The sequence below is a fragment of the Klebsiella michiganensis genome (genome assembly GCF_002925905.1).
GTDB classification, from domain to species: Bacteria; Pseudomonadota; Gammaproteobacteria; order Enterobacterales; family Enterobacteriaceae; genus Klebsiella; species Klebsiella michiganensis.
Map to the genome: position 1 here is coordinate 1 of NZ_PRDB01000006.1, position 21,360 is coordinate 21,360.

General features: G+C 57.7%; 20 protein-coding genes. 4 read left to right on the plus strand and 16 right to left on the minus strand.

Annotated features, from left to right (window positions below; all coding sequences use genetic code 11):
• The 4 genes from CDA56_RS14205 to CDA56_RS14220 all read right to left on the minus strand — a co-directional run.
• Window positions 1-1,912: fimbria/pilus outer membrane usher protein (locus CDA56_RS14205; RefSeq protein ID WP_104011375.1), on the minus strand; the 1,912-nt coding region annotated here is incomplete at its 3' end.
• A gap of 60 nt (window positions 1,913-1,972) precedes the next feature.
• Window positions 1,973-2,662: a fimbrial biogenesis chaperone gene (locus CDA56_RS14210; RefSeq protein WP_103814352.1), complete on the minus strand. Its 690-nt coding sequence runs from the start codon at window positions 2,660-2,662 to the stop codon at window positions 1,973-1,975.
• A 100-nt stretch (window positions 2,663-2,762) separates the two neighbouring features.
• Window positions 2,763-3,281 carry a fimbrial protein gene (locus CDA56_RS14215; RefSeq protein WP_025105870.1) on the minus strand — a complete coding sequence of 173 codons (519 nt, stop codon included), beginning with the start codon at window positions 3,279-3,281 and terminating at the stop codon, window positions 2,763-2,765.
• Window positions 3,282-3,737: 456 nt separating this feature from the next.
• On the minus strand, window positions 3,738-4,286 hold the full coding sequence (locus CDA56_RS14220; protein ID WP_032749775.1) for a tyrosine-type DNA invertase: 549 nt from the start codon (window positions 4,284-4,286) through the stop codon (window positions 3,738-3,740).
• 424 nt (window positions 4,287-4,710) lie between these two features.
• On the opposite strand from CDA56_RS14220, the gene CDA56_RS14225 reads away from it, so the two are divergent.
• Complete coding sequence (locus CDA56_RS14225; protein WP_102803300.1) at window positions 4,711-7,116, plus strand: membrane-bound PQQ-dependent dehydrogenase, glucose/quinate/shikimate family; 2,406 nt, start codon at window positions 4,711-4,713, stop codon at window positions 7,114-7,116.
• Between the two features lie 75 nt (window positions 7,117-7,191).
• On the opposite strand, the gene CDA56_RS14230 is transcribed toward CDA56_RS14225, so the two are convergent.
• The 11 genes from CDA56_RS14230 to CDA56_RS14280 all read right to left on the minus strand — a co-directional run bounded on the left by CDA56_RS14230 (window position 7,192) and on the right by CDA56_RS14280 (window position 18,066).
• Window positions 7,192-8,157 (minus strand): ABC transporter ATP-binding protein, encoded by a 966-nt coding sequence (locus CDA56_RS14230; RefSeq protein ID WP_025105867.1) that lies wholly within the window; start codon window positions 8,155-8,157, stop codon window positions 7,192-7,194.
• On the minus strand, window positions 8,154-9,134 hold the full coding sequence (locus CDA56_RS14235) for an ABC transporter ATP-binding protein (protein ID WP_032719243.1): 981 nt from the start codon (window positions 9,132-9,134) through the stop codon (window positions 8,154-8,156). The genes CDA56_RS14230 and CDA56_RS14235 overlap by 4 nt, the downstream gene beginning before the upstream one ends.
• Window positions 9,131-10,078 carry an oligopeptide ABC transporter permease gene (opp4C, locus tag CDA56_RS14240; protein ID WP_004851599.1) on the minus strand — a complete coding sequence of 316 codons (948 nt, stop codon included), beginning with the start codon at window positions 10,076-10,078 and terminating at the stop codon, window positions 9,131-9,133. The genes CDA56_RS14235 and opp4C overlap by 4 nt, the downstream gene beginning before the upstream one ends.
• On the minus strand, window positions 10,078-11,037 hold the full coding sequence (locus tag CDA56_RS14245) for an ABC transporter permease (protein ID WP_032749772.1): 960 nt from the start codon (window positions 11,035-11,037) through the stop codon (window positions 10,078-10,080). The genes opp4C and CDA56_RS14245 overlap by 1 nt, the downstream gene beginning before the upstream one ends.
• Before the next feature lie 43 nt (window positions 11,038-11,080).
• The gene (locus tag CDA56_RS14250; RefSeq protein WP_103814350.1) at window positions 11,081-12,784 is read right to left on the minus strand and encodes an ABC transporter substrate-binding protein; all 1,704 of its coding nucleotides are present in this window, start codon (window positions 12,782-12,784) and stop codon (window positions 11,081-11,083) included.
• A 149-nt stretch (window positions 12,785-12,933) separates the two neighbouring features.
• A complete protein-coding gene (locus CDA56_RS14255) occupies window positions 12,934-13,980 on the minus strand; it encodes a methionine ABC transporter ATP-binding protein (RefSeq protein ID WP_048262240.1) in 1,047 nt (348 codons plus the stop codon).
• Between the two features lie 62 nt (window positions 13,981-14,042).
• Entirely contained in the window at window positions 14,043-14,819 is a 777-nt protein-coding gene (locus CDA56_RS14260) for a MetQ/NlpA family ABC transporter substrate-binding protein (RefSeq protein WP_102803298.1), read from the minus strand.
• 22 nt (window positions 14,820-14,841) lie between these two features.
• Window positions 14,842-15,516 carry a methionine ABC transporter permease gene (locus CDA56_RS14265; RefSeq protein ID WP_102803297.1) on the minus strand — a complete coding sequence of 225 codons (675 nt, stop codon included), beginning with the start codon at window positions 15,514-15,516 and terminating at the stop codon, window positions 14,842-14,844.
• Between the two features lies 1 nt (window position 15,517).
• A complete protein-coding gene (locus tag CDA56_RS14270) occupies window positions 15,518-16,741 on the minus strand; it encodes an SfnB family sulfur acquisition oxidoreductase (protein ID WP_102803296.1) in 1,224 nt (407 codons plus the stop codon).
• A gap of 272 nt (window positions 16,742-17,013) precedes the next feature.
• Complete coding sequence (locus tag CDA56_RS14275) at window positions 17,014-17,652, minus strand: CatA-like O-acetyltransferase, family 1 (RefSeq protein ID WP_102803295.1); 639 nt, start codon at window positions 17,650-17,652, stop codon at window positions 17,014-17,016.
• A 30-nt stretch (window positions 17,653-17,682) separates the two neighbouring features.
• Entirely contained in the window at window positions 17,683-18,066 is a 384-nt protein-coding gene (locus CDA56_RS14280; protein ID WP_025105857.1) for a VOC family protein, read from the minus strand.
• A 93-nt stretch (window positions 18,067-18,159) separates the two neighbouring features.
• Here CDA56_RS14280 and CDA56_RS14285 point away from each other — a divergent pair, with 93 nt between their 5' ends.
• On the plus strand, window positions 18,160-18,930 hold the full coding sequence (locus CDA56_RS14285) for a DeoR/GlpR family DNA-binding transcription regulator (protein WP_004851588.1): 771 nt from the start codon (window positions 18,160-18,162) through the stop codon (window positions 18,928-18,930).
• 13 nt (window positions 18,931-18,943) lie between these two features.
• Here the strand turns inward: CDA56_RS14285 and CDA56_RS14290 are convergent, their stop codons facing one another.
• The gene (locus tag CDA56_RS14290; RefSeq protein ID WP_032692917.1) at window positions 18,944-19,573 is read right to left on the minus strand and encodes a LysE family translocator; all 630 of its coding nucleotides are present in this window, start codon (window positions 19,571-19,573) and stop codon (window positions 18,944-18,946) included.
• A 224-nt stretch (window positions 19,574-19,797) separates the two neighbouring features.
• Between CDA56_RS14290 and CDA56_RS14295 the strand changes: the two genes are divergently transcribed.
• Together CDA56_RS14295 and CDA56_RS14300 are read left to right on the plus strand one after the other, a co-directional pair.
• Window positions 19,798-20,433, plus strand: a complete 636-nt coding sequence (locus CDA56_RS14295; protein ID WP_004119381.1) for a carbonic anhydrase — start codon at window positions 19,798-19,800, stop codon at window positions 20,431-20,433.
• 106 nt (window positions 20,434-20,539) lie between these two features.
• Window positions 20,540-21,346, plus strand: coding sequence for an MBL fold metallo-hydrolase (locus CDA56_RS14300; protein ID WP_014838678.1), 807 nt, complete (start codon window positions 20,540-20,542; stop codon window positions 21,344-21,346).
• Window positions 21,347-21,360: the final 14 nt, after the last annotated feature.

The following is a 21,360-nucleotide window of genomic DNA, read 5'->3' on the forward strand; positions in this document are numbered from 1 at the left end:
GAGAACCATAGCCCTGCATGACGCTCCAGCTCAGATTGTTATCGGCCAATAAGGTACCGCCCAGGCTCAGATTATTGGTGGTATTCCCCTGCTTACTGGTATTCATCATGTAGCTGACGTAGGTGGGATGGCCGCCGAATAATTTCTCCAGAGGAATACTCATGGTGAGCGCAAACAGCCCATCGCGGTCGTAGATGCGCCCGGAGCGCTGGCCGTAGCGTTCCGCAGAGTGAATGTTATAGCTGTAGCTCAGACCGAAACTGATGCCTTTATACGAACCGTTGTAGCTCGCGCTATATGACTCCATGCGTTTGTTTGTATCCCAATAGTCTTCCACGATGGCGCTAAGCGCGAGGTTGCCTGGTATCTGAAACAGGTTCTGGCTGACGGTTAACTCGGCGCGGTTGCGCCTGCGTTCCGGCATCACGTAGCGCCGCCCATCGCGCCAGGTATTAAGAACGTCCTGCATATCCCAGTAGCCGCTGGTGGCATAGCGATAGCCAGCGAAGGTGAAGTTAGTCCCGGTCTGCACCAGGTTTTTGCTGTAGCGAATACGCCAGGATTGGCCTTCTTCTCGCGGTCGATTTTTTTGCTGCGACCAGGCCTGGGTGATATCGGTGGACAGGGCGCCAATGGAGCCCAGGTTTTTACCTATGCCCAACGCTAACGCCTGGTATCTGTTACTGAACTGGCCGCCGCCGTATACGGTGTAGCCGGCGGGAAGGCCATAAATCGCCGTGCCAGCGGCCAGCGGGGCTTTATCGATGCCGTTGTTATAGGCGCGGTAAACGCCGGTGGTCATGGCGTATTTTAACCGGCCTTCGCGCTGCAGCACCGGGACCGAGGCGTAGGGCACCACGAGGAATTGTTCGCTGCCGTCAGACTCTTTGATGGTGACGTACAGATCCCCGGAACCGCCGGTGGGGTACATATCGGTGATTTCGAAGCTGCCGGGCGAAACGTAGGTCTGATAAATGATGTATCCGTTTTGTCGGATCGTGACCTGGGCATGGGTACGGGCGATCCCCCGCACTACGGGGGCATAGCCGCGCAGGCTCTCCGGCAGCATATCGTCGTCAGACGCCAGCTGGCCGCCGCGAAACGGAATACTGTCGAAAATATCGGAAGGCGTGGTGCTATCGCCCAGCGTCAGTCGGCTCTTCAGCGAGCGTATATCGCGCTGGGCGTAGGTATAAACGGTATCCCATTTTGTTGAGGTGCCGCTTTCACCGTTCTGGCTGTTGCGGTTCCAGGTGGTGTAATTACGCAATCGCCAGGGACCGATATTAAGACCGGGGCGTAAATTAATGTACTGCGCGTTTCCGCCGCCGCCGCCGCCTTTTTTGTCCCGGTTGTTGGCGCCGCTGACGCTGTAATTGACCAGCGCCGCCGGAATGCCGTCATCCCACCGCGCTGGATCGACCCAGCCGCGCGCGGCGTTGGTAAGGGAAGATTGGGGAAAACTTAACAGCAGCTGCTGGTGCGAGAAACGAAAGTCGGCGCTGGCCTGAGGAATCGCCGACAGCCTTGCGCAGCTGGCATCGGGCTGGCCTAACGTCGGATAACGCTGGATCATGACGCCCCATGAGGCCAAATCGTTCAGGGACAGGCAGGGCTGTAATGTGTTCTGTCCCTGCGCGTTTTGCTGTATGCGGAACTCAACGTCCCGGGTATCCACCTTGCTGTCATTGACATAAATATCCACCCTGTAGCGTCCGGGCTGCTGCCCGCCATGCTCCTCGAAGGCGGAGAGATCGGTGGTGGCCAGCCCGCCTGCGCCGGTTTCCAGATGGGCGGGGTTGAACCGTTCCCGGGCGTTAGCTGAGGGGCTTATCCCCACAATCAGGGCAATCTGGGCGGCGATAAGGTAAGCTAAATTCAAGGGCGAGTCGCTTGAGGTTCTTTTGTTCATCCTGAAATGCTCCTTAGCTGACGGCAAATCGCCGCAGCGCAAACCGTCGGCAGCGGCGGGTTAGCGAACCTGCGTGTGGCTTTTTCCCACGCCGCCAAAGTCGCTAATGATTTTCCATGACACCAGGCCGGTCACCTTGCCAGGGGTAGCAAACGTGGCTGAGCTCATTGGTGCGACAAAGGTGGCTTCGGTAATGGGATGATTGCCCACCGTGACCTCGTTGAAATTCATGTAAAACGGCGTCGGATTCGATACCGTTAGCCTGCTGCCCGTCAGGCTCCATTTCAGCTTATGGGTCACCTCTTCCGGGATACCCTTCAGCGTTTTGGGACGATAAATAAGCTTGAGGCGCGTTCTTACGGCGATTTGCAACGTGTTCGCGTCTTCCGGGGCGGTATTTGTCGGAATAGCTTTGACGTTTAGCCAATAAAGCGACTCGCGATCGGTAGGGAGCTGGCCGCCGGTATTGACGATCCGCAGCAGGTTTTGCTGATTGCCGTCGAGGCGGAACAGCGGCGGGGTAATAATAAACGGCGGCCTGGCCGGATCGTTATTGCGCGGCTCCACCCACGACTGGATCAGATATGGGCCGGTATCCGAATTGCTGACGCTTAAAGAGGCCTCTTTTTTGCCGCCGTCAAAAATCAGTCGCGTGCCGCCAATTGTGACGCCGCCGCTTTCTATCGCCGCCGCTAATTCGCTCGCCAGCACCAGGAGGAGAAGGGGAAATATTCTATATCCTTTATGCATGATAGCTATTGACTCCACAAATACGAAAAGGGACGGACCGGCCGCTGCCGGTCCGCGGAAATAACGCCAGCGCAACAGAAATACGCCGACGAAATATCCGTTAGTTGTAATTGAGGGTAAATGTGCTGGTAGAGTTAGCGAACCCTGCGTTTACGGTGCTTGATGTCGCATAATAGCGGGCGACGAAAGCGAGACTATTTTCGCCCGGCTGCAGCGGGTAAGCGGACGAGGCGGTATATAATGGGACGACGACGTTTTTATTGTCCATTAACTGGATCCCGACGCCCTGTGCCACGCCAGGCTCTTGGGTGAGCGCCAGAATAGTGCCGACGCTGCTGTCCGCCGTGCCGTCGAATTTTACCGTGGCCGACTTAGCGGATTTCGGGCAATCTTTCAGCTCAATAATAAATTTGGTCGCCGAGGCCGTGGAGCCCGCGCCGTTGAAGGCTTTGCTGGAGACATTCCCCATCATAACCGACAGCGGGTTGGTCATATTATTGATCACGGTACAGGCGCTATCGGTGATGGAGCCGTAAAAATTAATACGGCCATCATCCGCGAATACGGAGGCGGACATGACACCGGCTAACAGACCAACAGCAATAAGACTCTTGTTCATAAGGTAGTCCTTATATGCAATATAGAAAGGTAATAGCCTCACAGAAATAAATTTCTCATGAGCCTTTATTAATCTGATAGCCAGATGTCGTGCTGAAATAGATTCAGTGACGCTGAGGTTTATTTCTGCAGAAGACATTTTGTATCAAAGTGTCATGTTTAGTTTTATCTATTTTGTTTGTTGATTTTTTAGATGTAGATGCCAGGGATGGCGTTTTTTGCAATATTAAAAACCATAAATTCAGGATTGGATGGTAAATAATCTGGTGTTTCGGAGGGTGACGTCTGAGGTCAGGGTTTGCTGGAAAATGCGCGTCAGTTTCTAATCTATTGATAATTAATGTTTTTAATTTTTCGAGATGCGAAAAACCTTACTGGTTGACAGGTTATTGGCGATTTATTATGTTAGTGACAATCTGATACATTATGTCAAGTAAGAAATATATTGGTTATTGCGTCACCATATATTTTTAAATCTTGCAGCATTGCTCGCAGTATAAAGCACCGTATGCTGAATATTTCTGTGACCGAGATAATCCTGAATTAGCCGGGTATCCATGCCCTTATCGGCCAGCGAAAAACCGCAGGCGTGGCGCAGCATATGCGGATGGGCCGCAATCCTTAAACCCGCACTTTGGCTATAGTGGCTAATCAATACGTGGATCCGCTGACGCGATAGCGGCGTTCCTTTTTGCGAAAGAAATAGCCAGTCGCTGTCGCTGTTGCGATAGTTTTTACGCACCGACAGCCATTCACGGATAAACGTCATCTCGCTGGAAAAGAGAGGATGCGTTGTGGAAAACCCATTTTTAAGCCGTTTGACGTAAATTGAGTGGTTATGCAAGTCAAGGTCAGATAGCCGCCAGTGGCGAATTTCGCTGACGCGGCAGCCGTGAATGAAGCACATCCAGATTAAACAACGATCCCTCTCCGGGTTCGCTCCCTTATACGCCTCGTTGATGATTTTTTTTATCTCAGTTTCGGTGAGATATTTTCGTTTATTCATGTTTAATCTCCTGAACAGCCATGAAATTTTTCCCCTTCAGGTGTCAAGGCGAATGGCTTCGCCCGATGTAAGCGGTCAAATGAACGCGCCGGGTATGATTAAACAGCGGGGGGAGGATAGCAAGACGATCGGACTGATTCGCCTGGATCGAAACGGGCTTAACAGCGGATGCAACGCGGGCTTTGCGGCTTTCGTTATAACCCATCATTCGTTCAACTTACTTTTATAAATTAAAAAATTTTAAACATTTAATGCCTGATAGTTTTACATTATTTTTACAAATACATATAATTCCTTACGTTCTTCGCTCTGTCCGAGAGCGTCCAACCAACATGATATGCGGTATGCGCTTTTCTTGGTCTGATAACGCGCTGTTTATATGAGATGTTTTGGTTTTTTCGACTGACGTCGTATGGGATGAAATATGGACGAACAACAAGGTAGCGGTAGGGGCCTGTTCTTTACCGTTTACCGGGTACTTTTTGCATTACTGAGCTTTGGCACTGGACTCTTTTTCACTATCTGGGGGGGCAAACTCCTCTCTCTCGGCGGCAGCGCCTGGTATCTGTTAGCCGGTCTCGCTTATCTGCTTATCGCCGTCGGCTATCTTGTCCGCAGCCGCTATGTCCTGCCTTTTGCCATTCTGACTTTCCTGTTGACCCTTTGCTGGGCGCTGTATGAAGTGCAGCTCAGCTATTGGGGCCTGATCCCCCGGCTGGTCGTTCCCGCGCTGATGCTGATGCTGGCGCTGTGGCTGGCGGCGACGCTGCCGATCCCGCCTGCGTGCAGACGCTACGCCAACTGGAGCGCCTCGGCGATTTTCCTCCTGCTGCTGGCGACGCTGGTTTCCGCCTTCTACCCGCACGGCGGTATTCATCACGGCGTGGTGAAAGCGATCGACGACAGCACGCCGACCCTGGCTGCCAAAAGCGATAACTGGGCGTTCTTCGGCCGCGATGCCTCCGGCACCCGTTTTGCGCCGTACGATGAGATCACGCCGCAAAACGTCAAAAACCTGAAAGTCGCCTGGACGTATCACACCGGCCGCCGGCTAACCGGCGCCGGGATTGGCGTCGATGAAAATACCCCGCTGCAAATTGGCGACACGCTGTACTCCTGTACGCCGCTGAACGTGGTTACGGCGCTGGATGCGGATACCGGGAAAGCGCGCTGGCGTTTTGACCCGCACGCAAGTACCGCCGAACACGTCACCTGTCGCGGGGTCGGCTATTACGATGTACAAAGCGATGATTCGCTGAGCGCAGAAGAGAAGGCCAGCCCGGCGCTGCAGCAGTGCCCGCAGCGTATCCTGGTGTCTACCGTCGACGCCCGTTTGATCGCCCTGAACGCCAAAACCGGCGAACTGTGCGATGACTTCGGCGATCACGGTAGCGTCGATCTGAAACAGGGTATGGACAATACCGAAAACAGCAAACGCTACCACCCGACCTCAACGCCGGTGATTATGGGGCATATTGCGGTGCTCGGCGGCTGGGTGCGCGATATCGTGCACGGTGAACCGTCCGGGGTGGTACGCGCGTTTGACGTACGTAACGGAAACGTGGTGTGGGCGTGGGACATCGGCCAGCCGGAAAACGTTACCGACCCGGTAAAAGGTCGCGTCTATACCCTCGAAACGCCGAACGTCTGGACGGTGCCGGGCTTTGACAAAGAGCTGAACCTGATTTATCTGCCGACCGGTAACGGTCCGCCGGACTACTGGGGCGGCGATCGCAACGCGGCCAAAGAGAAATACGGATCTTCCGTGGTGGCGGTGGACGCCAGCACCGGCGAGACGAAGTGGGTCTTCCAGACCGTGCATCATGATATCTGGGACTATGACCTGCCGTCGCAGCCGGTACTGTTCCATATGAAAAACGAGCGGGGCGAAGAGGTTCCGGTTCTGATCCAGACCACCAAAACCGGGCAGATTTACGTACTCGACCGGCGTACCGGTAAGCCGGTGACCCGCGTGGAAGAGCAGCCTGTCGCCCATGACGGCGCGGAAGGCGAGCATCTCTCCGCCACCCAACCTTTCTCCACCGGCATGCCGCAGCTGGGCGTCGAGCCGCTCACCGAGAAATCGATGTGGGGCGTGACGCCGTTCGATCAGCTGATGTGCCGTATCGACTTCAAAGCGTCGACTTATCTTGGCATGTACACGCCGCCGTCAGAGAAGCCGTACATCGAGTGGCCAAGCCTGCTGGGCGGCATGAACTGGGGCGGTATCACTATCGATGAGCGCACAGGAACGCTGTTCGTCAACGATATGCGGATGCCGTTGAGAATGTCGCTGGTGCGCAAAGAGGATATGGCGAAATATAAAGTCTCCACCGACGAGGTGCCCGGCTTTATGGGAACCGTGCGGCCGCAAATTGCCGGGCCATACGGCGGCGTGCGGATCGATATTTTGCAGTCGGCGCTGGGCGTTCCCTGTAATACCCCGCCGTTTGGCACCATGAGCGCCATTGATCTCAACACTCGCCAGCTGTTGTGGCAGGTGCCGATGGGGTCGGTGGAGGATACCGGTCCGCTGGGGCTGAAAACGCACATGCATATCCCGCTGGGTATGCCGACGCTGGGCGGCCCGACGTCAACCGCTTCCGGACTGGTGTTCTTCGCGGGAACTCAGGATAACTACCTGCGCGCGCTGGATTCCGCCACCGGTAAAGAGCTGTGGCGCGCTCGTCTGCCGGTTGGGGCAGTGGCGGCGCCGCTGATCTATAAATCACCGAAAAGTGGTAAAGAGTACGTGGTGATCTCCGCCGGGGGCGCCAGCCACTCGCCGGACGTGGGCGATGATATTATTGCCTTCGCGCTGGAAGAGTAGCCGCAGCCGTTTCGCTCTTGCGCAAGTAACCGCCCCCTGTGGGCGGTTTTTTTATGGTCCGAAGCCTGGCTGGCGCTAAACCGCGTGACAGGCGACGTGGTGGCCGTCGGCGACCTCCCTTAATAGTGGAATATCGCGACGGCAGCGGTCGCTGGCCTGCGGGCAGCGGGAGGAAAAGCGACAGCCGGAAGGCGGCCGGGACGGGTCGGGAATTTCACCTTGTACCACCGCGACCGGCTCGCTGTCCGGATCGAGGGTCGGTACCGCCGCCAGCAGCGCCCGGGTGTAGGGATGCAAAGGCCGGCTGAATAGCGCATCGCGGCTGGCAGTCTCCACCAGTTGCCCGAGATACATCACCGCCACGTCATCGCAGAGATGTTCTACCACCCCGAGATCGTGGGAGATAAACAAAAACGTCACCCCATGATCGTCGCGCAGATCGGAAAACAGATTAATAATCTGCGCCTGAATCGACACATCGAGGGCCGAAATCGGCTCATCGGCAATAATAAAATCCGGGTTTAAGATCAGCGCCCGGGCAATGCCGATGCGCTGACGCTGGCCGCCGGAAAACTCGTGCGGGAAGCGGTTGTAATGCTGCGGCGCCAGCCCGCAGATGCGCATCACCTCAAGGGTTTTGTCATACAGCTCCGCCCGGCGACAGAGCTTGTGCTCCAGCATCGCTTCGCCAATGGCGTCGCCGATGCGAATGCGCGGGTTTAACGAACTGTAGGGGTCCTGAAACACCAGCTGGATTTTAGGCCGCAGCGCGCGCATTGCCCGCGGCGGCAGTTCGGCAAGTTCCTGACCGCGAAACTTGACGCTGCCGGCGGTCTTCTCATACAGCCCCAGTAGCGTACGGCCAACGGTGGTTTTCCCGCTGCCGGATTCGCCCACCAGACCAAAAATCGTTCCCCGGCGAATCTTAAAGCTCACGCCATCCACCGCCCGCAGTACGCCGGTCTGCTGACCGAACAGCCCATCGCGCAGCGGGAAGTGTTTTTTCAGCCCATCCACTTCAATCACGTATTCATGACTCATGTCACGGACTCCGAAAGTTCACTGTAAAAGCAGGCGGCCTGCCGGTCTTGCCCTGACAGCGGCGGAATGCTCTGTCGGCAGCGCGCGGTGGCTTTTGCGCAGCGCTCGGCAAAGGCACATCCGGCGGGAAGGGCGGCGAGGTCCGGCACCTGGCCGGGGATTGAATAGAGGCGTCGGCGCCGCGCCCCCGGCACCGGCCGCGAGGCAATCAGCCCCTGGGTATAGGGATGCTGCGGGTGACGCAGAATCGCGGCGGTCGCGCCCTGCTCGACGATACGCCCGGCGTACATCACCACAACGTGCTCGGCCATCTGCGCGATAACCCCGAGATCGTGGGTAATCAGCATCATCGCCATCCGGTTGGCCCGCGCCTGGTCGCGCAGCAGGCGCAGGATCTGCGCCTGCACGGTGACGTCCAGGGCGGTTGTCGGCTCATCGGCAATCAGCAGCTTCGGCTGGCAGCTCAGCGCCATGGCAATCATCACCCGCTGCAGCATGCCGCCGGAAAGCTGATGCGGATAGCTGGCCATCAGGCTCTCCGCGCGCGCCAGCCCGACATCCGTCAGGCGCTGGGTAGCGTGTTGCCATGCGGCCTTCGGCGGCTCGCCGCGGTGGCGAATCAGCGGTTCGCAGAGCTGCTCGCCGACGGTGAGTACCGGATTCAGGGCGGTCATCGGCTCCTGAAAAATCATCGCCAGCTGATTGCCGCGCAGGTCGGCCATACGGGCGTTTTTCAGCCGCAGCAGGTCCTGGCCCTCAAAAAGAATTTCCCCGCCGTCAATGCGCGCCGCCTGCGGTGGCAGCAGGCCCATTAACGACATGGCGGTGACGCTTTTGCCGCAGCCGGATTCGCCGACCACGCCAACGGTCTGCCCGGCGCGAATAGTGAACGACACATCCTGTACCGCGCGTACCCGGTTTTTGTCGGCGGCAAAAGAGACCGAAAGCTGATTAAAGGTGATTAATGCGCGACTCATTTCAGCCTCTGTTTCATTTTAGGGTCCATGGCGTCGCGCAGGCCGTCGCCCAGCACGTTAATGGCGATGACGGTGATAAAAATGGCGATCCCCGGCGGCATCCACAGCCAGGGCCGGCGCTGAAAGTCGATCAGGCTGTTGGCGGCGTCCATCATATTGCCCCACGACGGCGTCGGCGGTACCACGCCAAGCCCGAGGTAGCTGAGCGCCGACTCGCTGAGGATGGCGTTCGCCACCGCCATGGTCGCCATGACCACCAGAATCGGTACCGTATTCGGCAGCAGATGACCAAACAGACGGCGTCGCGCCGACAGTCCCAGCACCTGGGTTGCCAGCATAAAGTCGCGCTCGCGCAGGGAGAGGCACTGCCCGCGTACCAGCCGCGCCAGCTTCGGCCACTCCAGCAGGCTCAGCATAATCACCACCATATAGATGCGTGAGTCCGGTGAGAAATCGAGCTCCGAGAGCATCGCGCCCGCGACAATCAGCAGCGGCAGGCCGGGGATAGTCATCACCAGATCGGCAAAACGCATAATAAGTTTATCGGTCAGGCCGCCGGCGTAGCCCGACAGCGCGCCGAGCAGATAGCCAAGGGTGACCGACAGCAGCATGGTCAGCAGGCCGATGATCAGCGAAATGCGCCCGGCCAGCAGCAGGCGGGTGTAAATATCGCGACCGAGAAAGTCGGTACCCAGCCAGTGTTCCGCGCCGGGCGGCCTGTTAATCATCAGCGCGTCGGTGGCATCGTCTTTCCACGGCGACCACAGCGGCCCCAGTATGCACCAGAGGGCCATTACGACCAGCAGCAGCAGGCACAGCATCGCCAGGCGATTGCGGCGCAGCGCCTGCCAGGCCTGACGCCAGGGGGATGGGGTCACCTGCGCCAGCGCCGGGATTTCCGCCTTGCGCAGGCGTCGGTTAGCAGAAAACAGAGAGCTGAGCATCAGGACCTCACGCGAATGCGCGGGTCGACCCACGCGTAAAGCACATCGGCAATCAGGTTGCCAAGAATGGTCAGCACCGCCAGAAACAGGGTAAAGCCCATTAACACCGGGTAGTCGCGGGCGGCCAGCGAATCGATATGAATATGCCCGGCCCCCGGCCAGTTAAACACTTTTTCGGTAATGATCGCCCCGGAGAACAGCCCCGGCAGCTCGAAGCCGAGCAGGGTGATGATCGGCAGCAGGGCGTTACGCAGGGCGTGCTTCAGGATAACCGTGCGTTCGCGCATCCCTTTCGCGCGGGCGGTGCGGATAAAATCCATTTTCACCACGTCGAGCATGCTGGCGCGAAAATAGCGGGTCAGGCTGCCCGCCTGGAGCATCACCAGCGCCAGTACCGGCAGCACCAGATGGGCGGCGACCTGCAGCACATACTCCCAGCCGCGATCGTCGCTGCCGGTATTGGTCATGCCGCCCACCGGCAGCCAGTGCAGGTCGACGGCGAACCACTTGATGAGCAGCAGACAGAGAAAAAAGGTCGGGAACGACATGGCGGCGAACACCGCGACGCTCACCAGATGATCGAACGCAGAATTGGGCTTCAGCGCTGAGACCACGCCCACCGTCAGGCCAATTCCCCAGTAAAATACCAGCGCCACGCTGGCCAGCAGGAAAGAGTTCCAGATGTACTGGTTGAGCAGCTGGCTGACCGGGATCTGGTACTGCAGCGAAAACCCGAGATCGCCGCGCAGCAGCTGGCCGAGCCAGTGGATATAGCGGGTGAGCAGCGGCTGATCCAGGCCGTAAATGGCTTTCAGTTCGGCGGCGCGGGCGGCGGTGAGGGTGATATTGCCGTCGATAAAATCGCCCGGCGTTTTGGCAAACAGCATAAAGATAATAAAGGAGGCCAGCAGCAGCATCGGCAGCGTTTGCAGCAGCCGTCTCAGGATGAAATTTCTCATGACATTCTCACGTCAGCCGCCGGTCATCCCGGCGGCCGGGGATTTACTTAACGATTTTGACATCCGGCAGGCTGCCGGTCAGGCCGTTGTAGATATCCGGTTTGAAGCCGGTGACCCGGGCGCTGCTCGCCGAGAGAATTTCACGGTAGCCGAGAAGGATCACCGGCGGGTCCTGCGCCAGTACCTGATACAGCTGGTGGTAGATAGGCTTACGCTTCTCGACGTCGAGCACCGAGTTACCTTCGGTAATCAGCTTATCGACCTGCGGGTTGTTATAGCCGGACTCTTTCGCTTCCGCGCTGTAAAAATCCCACACGCCATCATGCGGGTCGTTAAGGGTGCTGGTGCTGAACGACGCCAGATCGTAATTACCCGACTTACGCTGCGCCATCAGGGCGTTGAAATCGACGACCTGCGGTTTTAACAGGACGCCAATCTGCTGCCAGTTCTCTTTGGCGATGGGGATCAGCGCATCGTTGAGCACTTTCTTGCTCACCAGCAGCGTTAACTCCAGGCGTTTGCCCTCTTTAACGCGGATACCGTCCGGCCCCGGTTTCCAGCCGGCTTCGTCAAGCAGCTTTTTCGCCTGCGCCGGGTCGTAGTGATACGGGTTTACCCCGTCGGCGTTCCAGGCCCAGGAGATCGGCGCGATAGGCTCAATCGCCACCTTGCCGTAGCCCTGGTAGACCACATCAATCAGCTTCTGGCGGTCGAGGCCGTAAATCAGCGCCTGGCGTACCTTCACGTCCTTCAGCGCCGGGCGGCGGACGTTAAATTCCACCTGGCTGTAGTCGCTGGAGCCGTAAAGGTTGATGTTGGCAAAGCCGAGCATTTTCAGCTGTTCGATATCGTCAGGACGCGAGGTAAAGGCGTCGTAGTCGGTTTCGCCCGTCTGGAAGAGCTGGAAGTTGGTTGACGGGTTGGTCACGCGATAGATAAAGCGCGGGGTGGGCGGCGTACCGCGATAAAAATGGCTGTTGGCGTGGAAACGAATCTCCTGGCCGGGGATGTATTTGTCGTAAACGTAGGGACCGTTGCCCAGCGGTTTGCCGTGCAGGGTGCGCAGATAGTCGAGGTTGCCGCGCTGGTAGCCTTTGCCGTAATAGGCTTTGGATAGGACCGGGCCGCCAATTTTTGCCAGCGTCGTCGCGCCCGGCTGGGTGGTGGTCACCTGCAGCGTTAAGGGGTCAAGCACTTTCAGACCACTGACGCTATCGGCTTTCGCCGCTTTGTACTCCGCGCCGCCGGCAATATTGGCGAGCGTGATATTGGTATCGCCGTCGTATTTCGGATCCAGCAGCACGGTAAGGGTAAAGGCGACATCGTCGGCGGTCAGCGGCGAACCGTCGCTAAAGGTCAGGTTGGGGCGCAGCTTGATGGTGTAGACCTTGTTATCCGGACTCACCGTCCAGCTTTCGGCGAGGCCCGGCACCAGATTGCCGTGGCTGTCCCAATCGATCAGGCGAGCGAAAATCACGTTGGTGACGTTCTCATCCCAGCCGTTGACGAAGAAGTAGGGGTTAAAAATGCCCTGCGGCTCGGAGATGCCGGCCACGACGGTATCTTTGCGCAGCTTCGCGGCCGCGGGGATCTGGCTGGCATCGCTGGCCGGGGTGATCCCTTCTTTTAAAATGTCGTCGGCGATGGCGACCGAAGAAAATGCCACCGCGCCGCCGAGCAACGCGATTTTCAGAGCAAGCGCGAACCGCGTCTGTTTGGTTTTTAACCCGTGCAGTAGTCTGGACAAAAGTGCTCCCTCATCAAAGAATTGCGTAAAATATTTACAAATCATGACGAAAGATAAGAGGCGCACCGCGCACTGTCTAACACCGAAAAGCTATGGCTTATAGCGATTTAGCATTAGCAATAATTCAGCATTAATCTGTCATTTTTGCGCTAAGCGCCAGCATTCTCTGCTGTCGGTTCGCCGGAGAAGGTCAGGCGGTCTGCTACCCAGCCGGCATGCTGCGCTAAGCGCTGATTTGCCAGCGGTGTCGCCAGGCGTACCCGCAGCTGGCCAATCACCCGTCCCTGAATCTGCTCGCAGCTGCCGTAAAGCAGGCGAGCATCGTCGCCCAGCAGGGCGGCGATATGCTGTAAGTTGGGTTCATGTCCGCTGCTGCCGTCAAAATGCAGCGTGACCAGCTGCTGATTTCCGCTCAGCGGCGGACGCTCGTCCGGGCGGTCATGGTGCAGCGTGCCGAGCAGGCTTTGGGTGACTTCGTGCCGGGGATGGCCAAATACTCGCCACACCTCCCCCTGTTCGATAATTTCTCCGCGCTCAAGCACCGCGACCCGGTCGCAGAGGGTGCGAATGACGTCCATCTCATGGGTGATCAGTACGATGGTCAGACCGAGGCGCTGATTAATCTCTTTTAGCAGTTTCAGCACCGCAAGGGTATTTTCCGGGTCGAGGGCCGAGGTGGCTTCGTCGCACAGCAGGATCTCCGGCTGCGTAACCAGCGCGCGGGCGATGCCGGTACGCTGCTTTTGTCCCCCGGAAAGTTTAGCCGGCCAGCTGTCGCGCAGGGCGCTGAGGCCGACCAGCGCCAGGATCTCATCGACCCGTCGCCGCCGCTCCGCTCGCGGTACCCCGGCCATTTTCAGCGGCAGCTCAACGTTCTGCGCCACCGTTTTGGTGGCCATCAAATTAAAGTGCTGGAAGATCATCGCGACCCGGCGGCGCAGGTCGCGCAGCTGGCTGCGGGAGTAGTGCCGCGTATGCTCGCCGTGAATGATAATTTCACCGCTATCGGCATTTTCCAGGCGGTTGAACAGGCGCAGCAGGGTTGATTTTCCGGCGCCGCTGCGCCCGATAATGCCGAAGATTTCTCCCTGCGCGATCTGCAGATTAATATCCCGCAGCGCCTGCACGCCGTTGGGGTAGGCTTTACTTATCTGGCTTAGCTGAATATGCGTTGTGGCGTTGGGTTTTTGCGTCACGATAGCGGCTCTGTTAACGAAATTAAGCGGCAGCCCGCAGGCTGCCGATGAACATCCGGCGATTAAAAACCGGGCAAAATTTTGCCTTTATAGCGGGTGAGAATAAAGCTGCGCACGCGGTCTGAGTTCAGGGCTTTCGCCAGCTTCTGAATGCCGGGATCGTTGATGTTGTCGGGACGCGCCACCAGATACTCGACGTACAGATCGCTGCCTTTTTCCACCAGCAGCGCCTTGTCGGTATCAATTCCGGCCTCCAGCGCATAGTTGGCGAAGATAAACGCCAGATCGACCTGATTCACCGCCCGCGCCAGCATTGCGCCTTCCAGCTCGCGAATTTTAAAATGGTGCGGATTAGCGGTGATATCTTTGGTCGCCGACTGCGGATCCTGCGGGTTTTTCAGGGTAATCAGCCCGGCATTGCTGAGCATCACCAGCGCGCGACCGGTATTCACCGGATCGTTCGGAATGGCAACGGTGGCGCCATCCGGTACCTCTTTGAGCGTTTTATATTTACTCGAATAAGCGCCAAAGGGTTCAATATGCACGCCGACCACCGGAAGCAGATGGGTATGGCGGGTCTGATTGTAGTTATCAAGGAAAGGGCGGTACTGGTAGTAGTTGGCGTCGAGATTTTTCTCCGCCAGCTGCTGGTTAGGCTGGATAAAGTCGTTAAAGACTTTAATTTTCAGATCGACCCCCTGTTTCGCCAGCTCGGGCTTCACGAACTCGAGAATTTCGGCATGGGGGACCGGCGTTGCGCCCACGGTCAGCGTCTCATTGGCGCTGGCGGACAGGCAGAAAAGGGCCAGAAGCCCCGCTGCGAGGATTGTTTTTTTCATTGTCTTATTCCTGAAGCTATTGTTATTTGCGGCTCATCGCCTTCACCAGACGATCGCCGCTCATTTGTACTATCTGCACCAGCGCAATCAGCAGCAGAACGGTAATCGCCATGACGTCCGTCTGGAAGCGTTGATAGCCAAAGCGGATGGCCAGGTCGCCCAGCCCGCCGCCGCCGATGACCCCGGCCATCGAGGTGTAATCCACCAGTAAAATCGCGGTCACGGTCACGGCGGCAATCAGCCCGGCGCGCGACTCCGGCAGCAGGGTGTGCCAGATAAGCTGCCAGGTGTTGCCGCCCATCGACCAGCTGGCCTCCACCAGGCCGTGCTCCACCTCGCGCAGCGCGGTCTCAACCAGCCGGGCAAAGAAGGGCGCGCAGCCGACAACCAGCGGCGGGATGGTGCCTTCAACGCCGAGCGAAGTGCCGGTAATCAGCGTCGTCACCGGGATCATCACGATCAATAAAATGATAAACGGCAGCGATCGCAGGACGTTGACCCCCAGCGACAGCAGGCGATAGAGGCGCGGCGCGTGAAGCAGGCGAGGCTGGCCGCTGAGATAGAGCACAATCCCCAGCGGCAGGCCAATCAGCACGGTAAAGCCCAGCGACCAGCCCAGCATGGTCAAGGTATCGACGCTGGCCTGCGTCACGTCGCCCCAGTCGATATTCGCGAAAAAAGCCAGCGCGCGGTTCATCTCAGTTCCAGTCATGGCGTTGCGGACGAATGCCGTTGAGCACCCAGTTGCCCAGCAGCTGATATTTCCAGCGCACCGGGTCGTGCAGGGTGTGGACGCGCCCGTTGCGCCAGTGGCGATCAAGATTGAGGGCGATGCTGGTCGAGCGAGTGCCGCTAAGCTCAAACAGGCGGCTGGCGGCTTCCAGCGCCGCTTCGGTGGTAAAGACCTTGGCGCGCGCCACGGCGATAGACGCCTGGGCGACGTTATCCTCGCTCAGATCGTATTTATACCGGTCGAGCACCTTCCCGGCCCGCTCCAGCAGCGCGTCGGCGGCCGCCAGGCGGCTGTCAAGCTGGCCTATCTGATAGATAGTCAGCGGATCTTCGCTGGCGCGCTCAACGCCGGCATCAATCCACGGCCGGGCGAATTCGCTGACAAAGCTTACCGTATCGCTAAGCGCCGCGCGGGCGATCCCCAGATCGATGGCGGCGGTGGTGAGCTGGGCAAACGGCCCGGCAAGGGTTGGCGTCGCGTAGGATTTCCACGTCGGGAACAGGTGGAAAGGCTCGACGGCCAGATCCTCCGCCAGGACCGTCCCGCTGGCGGTGGTGCGCTGGCCGAGGCAGGCCCAATCGTCGATGACCGTCAGCCCTGCAGATTCGCGCGGAACAAACGCCAGCTGCGCGTTATTCTCCGCATCCAGCGCCAGAATGCCGATCCAGTGGGCGTAAAGAGATCCGGTGCAGTATCCTTTACGACCGGTGATGCGCAGACCGCGATCGCTGGCCTCCAGGCGGGTGCGGATATCAAGCACCGTCTTACCGCCGGTCTCAGAAAGGGCATTGGCGAAGCGATAGCCTTTCAGCACCTGAGCGAAGAAAAAGGCCTGCTGCGCTTCGCTGCCCTGCAGACGAATATCCTCCAGCAGGCAGTAGTGGTTCTGCGGGATTTGCCCCAGCGACGGGTCGGCGGCGGAAATAATCGCAATCACCTGAGCCAGCGTCGCGGCAGAAACCTCGGCGCCGCCCCACTGCCGCGGGACGGTAATCCCCCACAGGCCGCTGTTGGAGTAGGTATCGATAATCTCCGGCGGCACGCTGCCGCTGCGATCGCGTTGCGCCGCGTCGGGCTGCAGTACCGCCGCGATCTCATGGGCGATGGCGATCGCTTCGTCATCGCTGCGGATAACGTATGCCTTCGGCGTCTGGCGGCAATAGTGAAGGGTCTGTTTTTCGTCGGGCATAGTCACATCTCACGGTTCAATAAACGGTATATGCAAAAAATAACTATCTAAATAGTTAATAATTCCTGTGGGTTATATGACAGCTAAAGCAAAGGCTATGCCAGAACGCATTTCATTTTTAATGTTTATTAATCAGTGAGATAGGTTTTGTGGAAAGCGCGCGGGCTGCTGCAATTGCAACCTGAGGCAACCCGCGTGTTGGATTTGCAGCAGCGCAGGGAGGGGAAGCCACCCCGGGAAAGGTCGGGGCAGGGGAATGACAGGGACGATATTTATTCTGCCTGCCAGAGGGTCTCCGGCTCGCCGAACCCCTCTTCGACTCGGGCAAAGAAGCGGCTGGCGTGCAGGCCGTCAACAAAGGCGTGATTGAATTTGCCCGCCACCGGGATAATGCCGTTTTTCAGCTTGCCCCAGGTGAGGGCAGGCACCGCCGCGCCGACGTAATACTCCGCGTGAGTGATGGCGCTGAAATGCAGCCACGGCAGGCAGCTGGCGCAGAAGAAATTCTCGCCGTTGACGATAAGCGGTGCCGGCGCGGTATGTTTCGCCGCTTCAATGTTCGGCGTGGCGGCATGGCTGAAGGCGGCAAAATCGGCGGCGTTGTCGCACCAGACCTGGCGAAAGCCTTCCTGGGCGGTCATCACCGGCGTCATTACCGCCAGCTGGTCATATTCGATAATATCGTCACCCAACTGCCGCTGTTTCAGCTGCGGCACCCCGTTCGCCGCGCGAACCAGGGCGTAGAGCGCCAGCTGGAAAAACGAGACGCCGCGATCTTTCGCGCACTCATATAGCCGCTGCGCTTCGACAGGAACGCAGAGATTAAAGCTGGGGTTGGCAAAACCGCGATAAAAATCAAAATGATCTTTTCGCGGCCAGTTTTGTTTGTCGATTACGCGATAGTTGGCCACGGGCGTCTCCTGTTGAGTCAGTGCCTGATACTATGCGACGATTTCAATCAGGTTGCCATCGGGGTCTTTAATCACCGCTTCATAATAGCCATCGCCGGTGGTCCGCGGCGGCGAGACCAGAATCCCCTGCGCGGCGGCGCGGTTTGCCAGCGTATCGACCTTTTCAGCGCCGCCAACGGTAATCGCCAGGTGTACCCAGCCGGTGTGGTTGTTATCCGCCGTCTGCGCGACAAGCCCCGGCTTGGTCATCAGCTCAATGGCAATGCCGTCGCCAATCTTGACAAAAAAGGACTCAAAGCCCGGGTTGGTTTGGCTGCAGTACTTCTCATTAATCTCGCCGTCGAAGAAGGCCACCCAAAAGCGGGCCTGTTGCTCAAGCTGGCGGGTCCATAGGGCGATGTGGGCAATTTTCATAGCAAACCTCTTTATAGGGTGTATTGACAGTCAGGGGCTGAATGCACGATCATGCACTTTGTTGCTCGATAAAGATTTTATCAGGAGTTATTTGTGCTCGATTATGCTGCTTTTCCTAAACAACGACAAGCGCTTATTTGCCAGATCCTGCAGGAGAACGGCAGGGTGGTTTGCGCCGAACTCGCCAGCCGGCTTAACGTCTCCGAGCATACTATTCGCCGTGATTTACATGAACTTAGCCGCGAAGGGTACTGTAAAAAGGTCTACGGCGGCGCGGTGATGACCCTGCCGGAGGCGGGGGACTATAGCGAGCGCAAAGAAAAAAATACGGCGACAAAAAGCAGGATCGCGCAGAAGTGCGCAAAGCTGGTGAAGCCCGGCGGCTGCATTTTTATCGATACCGGCACCACCAACCTGGCGATGGCGGAAGCGCTGCCGGCGGAGCTGGCGTTAACGGTGGTCACGAATTCTCCCGAGATCGCTGCCGTACTGCTCAAAAAACCGCTGTATGACGTGGTGATGCTTGGCGGTCAGATCCAGCGGGCCAGCGGCGGCTGCGTGGGCGCCTCCGCCGTGGCGCAGATTCAGGGCATGCTCTTCGATCAGGGATTTATCGGCGGCTGCGCCATGGCGCCTGAGTCAGGTCTGACGGGCTTTGACTACGCCGACTGTGAATTCAAAAAAGCGGTGATAAAACAGTGCAGCGAAATCATCGTCGGCCTGACCTCGGACAAAATCCCGGCGGTGGCGCGCTTTGTGGTGGTCGAAAGCAGCGCCATTGACGTGCTGGTGGTCGAGGAGAATATCAGTCGCGAATATCGCGACGCGTTTAGCGAACACGATATTCGTATTTATACCGTTTAAACGGTTTGCTGGCCTACTTTGACAGCGAAGTGGCAATCAGGCGCAGGCCGAGCGCGCCCAGCACCGTGGCGGTGACGATATCGATCTTACGCTTCATGCGCAGGTAGACGCTGCGCGGTCGCGCGGAAGAGAGCACCAGGGCTACCAGCGAATACCAGCTGACGTCAATCAGGAAGCTCATCAGCGGCACGATATAGTAAAAGGCCAGCGGGATGCGCTCCGGCAGCAGGGCGGTAAAAATAGAGGCGAACACCAGCGCCGTTTTTGGGTTGCTGAGCTGGGTATAGAGGCCATCGCGGAAGGTTTTCAGCAGGGAATGTTCCGCCGCCATGCCGCCTGCCGCAAAATCCATCGGCCGCGCCGCGCCGCGGTAGATTTTATACCCCAGCCAGAGCAGATAGAGGCCGCCCGCGACCTTCAGGCCAATAAACATTTCCGGCACCGCGGTCAGCACTTTTTGCAGCCCCATCATGGCCATAATCGAAAAGATAGCCGCCCCCGTCCCGGTTCCCAGCGCGGTGACCAGACCATGCATCCTTGAGCGCGCAACGGCGTTGCGGGCCACGTAAATAAAGCTTGGGCCGGGGCTGATCACGCCCATAATGAGTACGGCGGCAATGGCCATCAGGCTGGATAAAAACATAAACGCTCCTGGTTGATGTTGAGCGCTAAAGTCGCATCCGGCTCCCGCTCATGATTGTTTCACCGTCAAAAAATAAACAATCTTTAGCGTGCTGTCACCCGACTTTACGGCGCGATGTTTCATCGCCTGTTCGAATAACGATTCCCATTTCGCGCGTCGGTGATAAACTGGCTAAATGTGATCTTTGTCATATCGTCATTAAAACAGAGAAAAGAGACACTGCTATGCAACATATCATTGAGGGCTTCCTCAACTTCCAGAAAGAGATTTTCCCGCAACGTAAAGAGCTCTTCCGCAGCCTGGCCTCCAGCCAAAATCCTAAAGCGCTGTTTATCTCTTGTTCCGATAGCCGCCTGGTGCCGGAGCTGGTGACCCAGCAGGAGCCGGGCCAGCTGTTTGTGATCCGTAACGCCGGGAATATCGTGCCCTCTTTCGGTCCTGAGCCGGGCGGGGTTTCCGCGACGATCGAGTATGCAGTCGTGGCCCTGGGCGTGACCGATATCGTCATTTGCGGCCACTCCAACTGCGGCGCGATGAAAGCCATCGCCACCTGTCAGTGCCTGGACCCCATGCCTGCCGTGTCCCACTGGCTGCGCTACTCCGATGCAGCGAAAGCCGTCGTGGAGAAGAAAACCTGGGCCAACGAGACCGATAAAGTCAACGGTATGGTGCAGGAAAACGTTATCGCCCAGCTGAACAATATTAAAACCCACCCGTCGGTTGCCGTGGGTCTGCGGGATAGCACGTTGCGTCTGCACGGCTGGTTCTACGATATTGAAAGCGGTGACATTCGCGCGCTGGATAAAAACAGCAAAACCTTTGTGTCGCTGTCGGAAAACCCTGACGTTTATTTCGAATAAACTTCTCTTTCAGGGCACGGAAGCCCTGAGATGCCCACCTCCTGCCATAAATTTCCTGTCTGCCATACTCATTACGGCTTCCTGAATGATTTCTTAAGGAGAAGTGATGATTAAGCTGTGCGCAACCTGCGGGACGTCTTATGACGATCGCGGCAACACCCTGAACCATTGTCGTATCTGTGAGGATGAACGCCAGTACGTCCCGGCCAGCGGGCAGGTCTGGATCAAGCCAGACGATCTGACCGAGACGCATACGAATACGTGGCAGCAGCATAACGATCGGCTGTTGAGCGTCAGGACGGTACCGAAATTTGCAATCGATCAGCGCGCCTTTCTGCTGCTAACGCCGCAGGGGAATATTCTCTGGGACTGCATCGCCAATCTTGATGCCGCCAGCAAAACGCTGATTACCGCCCTGGGCGGGATAAACGCGATCGCCATCTCCCATCCTCATTACTACACCACGATGCAGGACTGGGCCGACGCCTTTAATGCGCGAATTTATCTCCACGCCAGCGATCGCGAATGGATTATGCGCGATAGCCCGGCCATCACGCTATGGGAAGGAGATGCGCTGGAGATCCTCCCGGCGGTGCGGCTGCTGCGCCTGGGCGGTCATTTCGCCGGAGGAACCGTTCTGCACTGGGCGAAAGATGACGGTATTATGCTGGCGGGCGATATTATCCAGGTGACGCCGGGGGGGCGCGCCGTTTCGTTTATGTGGAGCTATCCCAATTTGCTGCCGTTGGCGGCCGCCAGCGTGGAGAAGATCGTTGAACGTCTGGGCGATACGCCTTTCGGGGCGCTGTACGGCGCCTTTAAGGGGCAGAACGTCCCCAAAAATGCCCGGCAGATCGTTTTAGACTCAGCGCAGAAATACCTCGCCTGTCTTAAGACGACGGCGCACCGCTGAGGGCGCGCCGCCGC

Coding starts and splice junctions, on each gene's coding strand:
- CDA56_RS14220 (WP_032749775.1), bottom strand. CDS start 4,286: ATGAATAAACGAAAATATCTCACCGAAACTGAGATAAAAAAAATCATC.
- CDA56_RS14290 (WP_032692917.1), bottom strand. CDS start 19,573: ATGTTTTTATCCAGCCTGATGGCCATTGCCGCCGTACTCATTATGGGC.
- CDA56_RS14260 (WP_102803298.1), bottom strand. CDS start 14,819: ATGAAAAAAACAATCCTCGCAGCGGGGCTTCTGGCCCTTTTCTGCCTG.
- CDA56_RS14300 (WP_014838678.1), top strand. CDS start 20,540: ATGATTAAGCTGTGCGCAACCTGCGGGACGTCTTATGACGATCGCGGC.
- CDA56_RS14265 (WP_102803297.1), bottom strand. CDS start 15,516: ATGAACCGCGCGCTGGCTTTTTTCGCGAATATCGACTGGGGCGACGTG.
- CDA56_RS14225 (WP_102803300.1), top strand. CDS start 4,711: ATGGACGAACAACAAGGTAGCGGTAGGGGCCTGTTCTTTACCGTTTAC.
- CDA56_RS14215 (WP_025105870.1), bottom strand. CDS start 3,281: ATGAACAAGAGTCTTATTGCTGTTGGTCTGTTAGCCGGTGTCATGTCC.
- CDA56_RS14210 (WP_103814352.1), bottom strand. CDS start 2,662: ATGCATAAAGGATATAGAATATTTCCCCTTCTCCTCCTGGTGCTGGCG.
- CDA56_RS14230 (WP_025105867.1), bottom strand. CDS start 8,157: ATGAGTCATGAATACGTGATTGAAGTGGATGGGCTGAAAAAACACTTC.
- CDA56_RS14295 (WP_004119381.1), top strand. CDS start 19,798: ATGCAACATATCATTGAGGGCTTCCTCAACTTCCAGAAAGAGATTTTC.
- CDA56_RS14280 (WP_025105857.1), bottom strand. CDS start 18,066: ATGAAAATTGCCCACATCGCCCTATGGACCCGCCAGCTTGAGCAACAG.
- CDA56_RS14235 (WP_032719243.1), bottom strand. CDS start 9,134: ATGAGTCGCGCATTAATCACCTTTAATCAGCTTTCGGTCTCTTTTGCC.
- CDA56_RS14245 (WP_032749772.1), bottom strand. CDS start 11,037: ATGAGAAATTTCATCCTGAGACGGCTGCTGCAAACGCTGCCGATGCTG.
- CDA56_RS14270 (WP_102803296.1), bottom strand. CDS start 16,741: ATGCCCGACGAAAAACAGACCCTTCACTATTGCCGCCAGACGCCGAAG.
- opp4C (WP_004851599.1), bottom strand. CDS start 10,078: ATGCTCAGCTCTCTGTTTTCTGCTAACCGACGCCTGCGCAAGGCGGAA.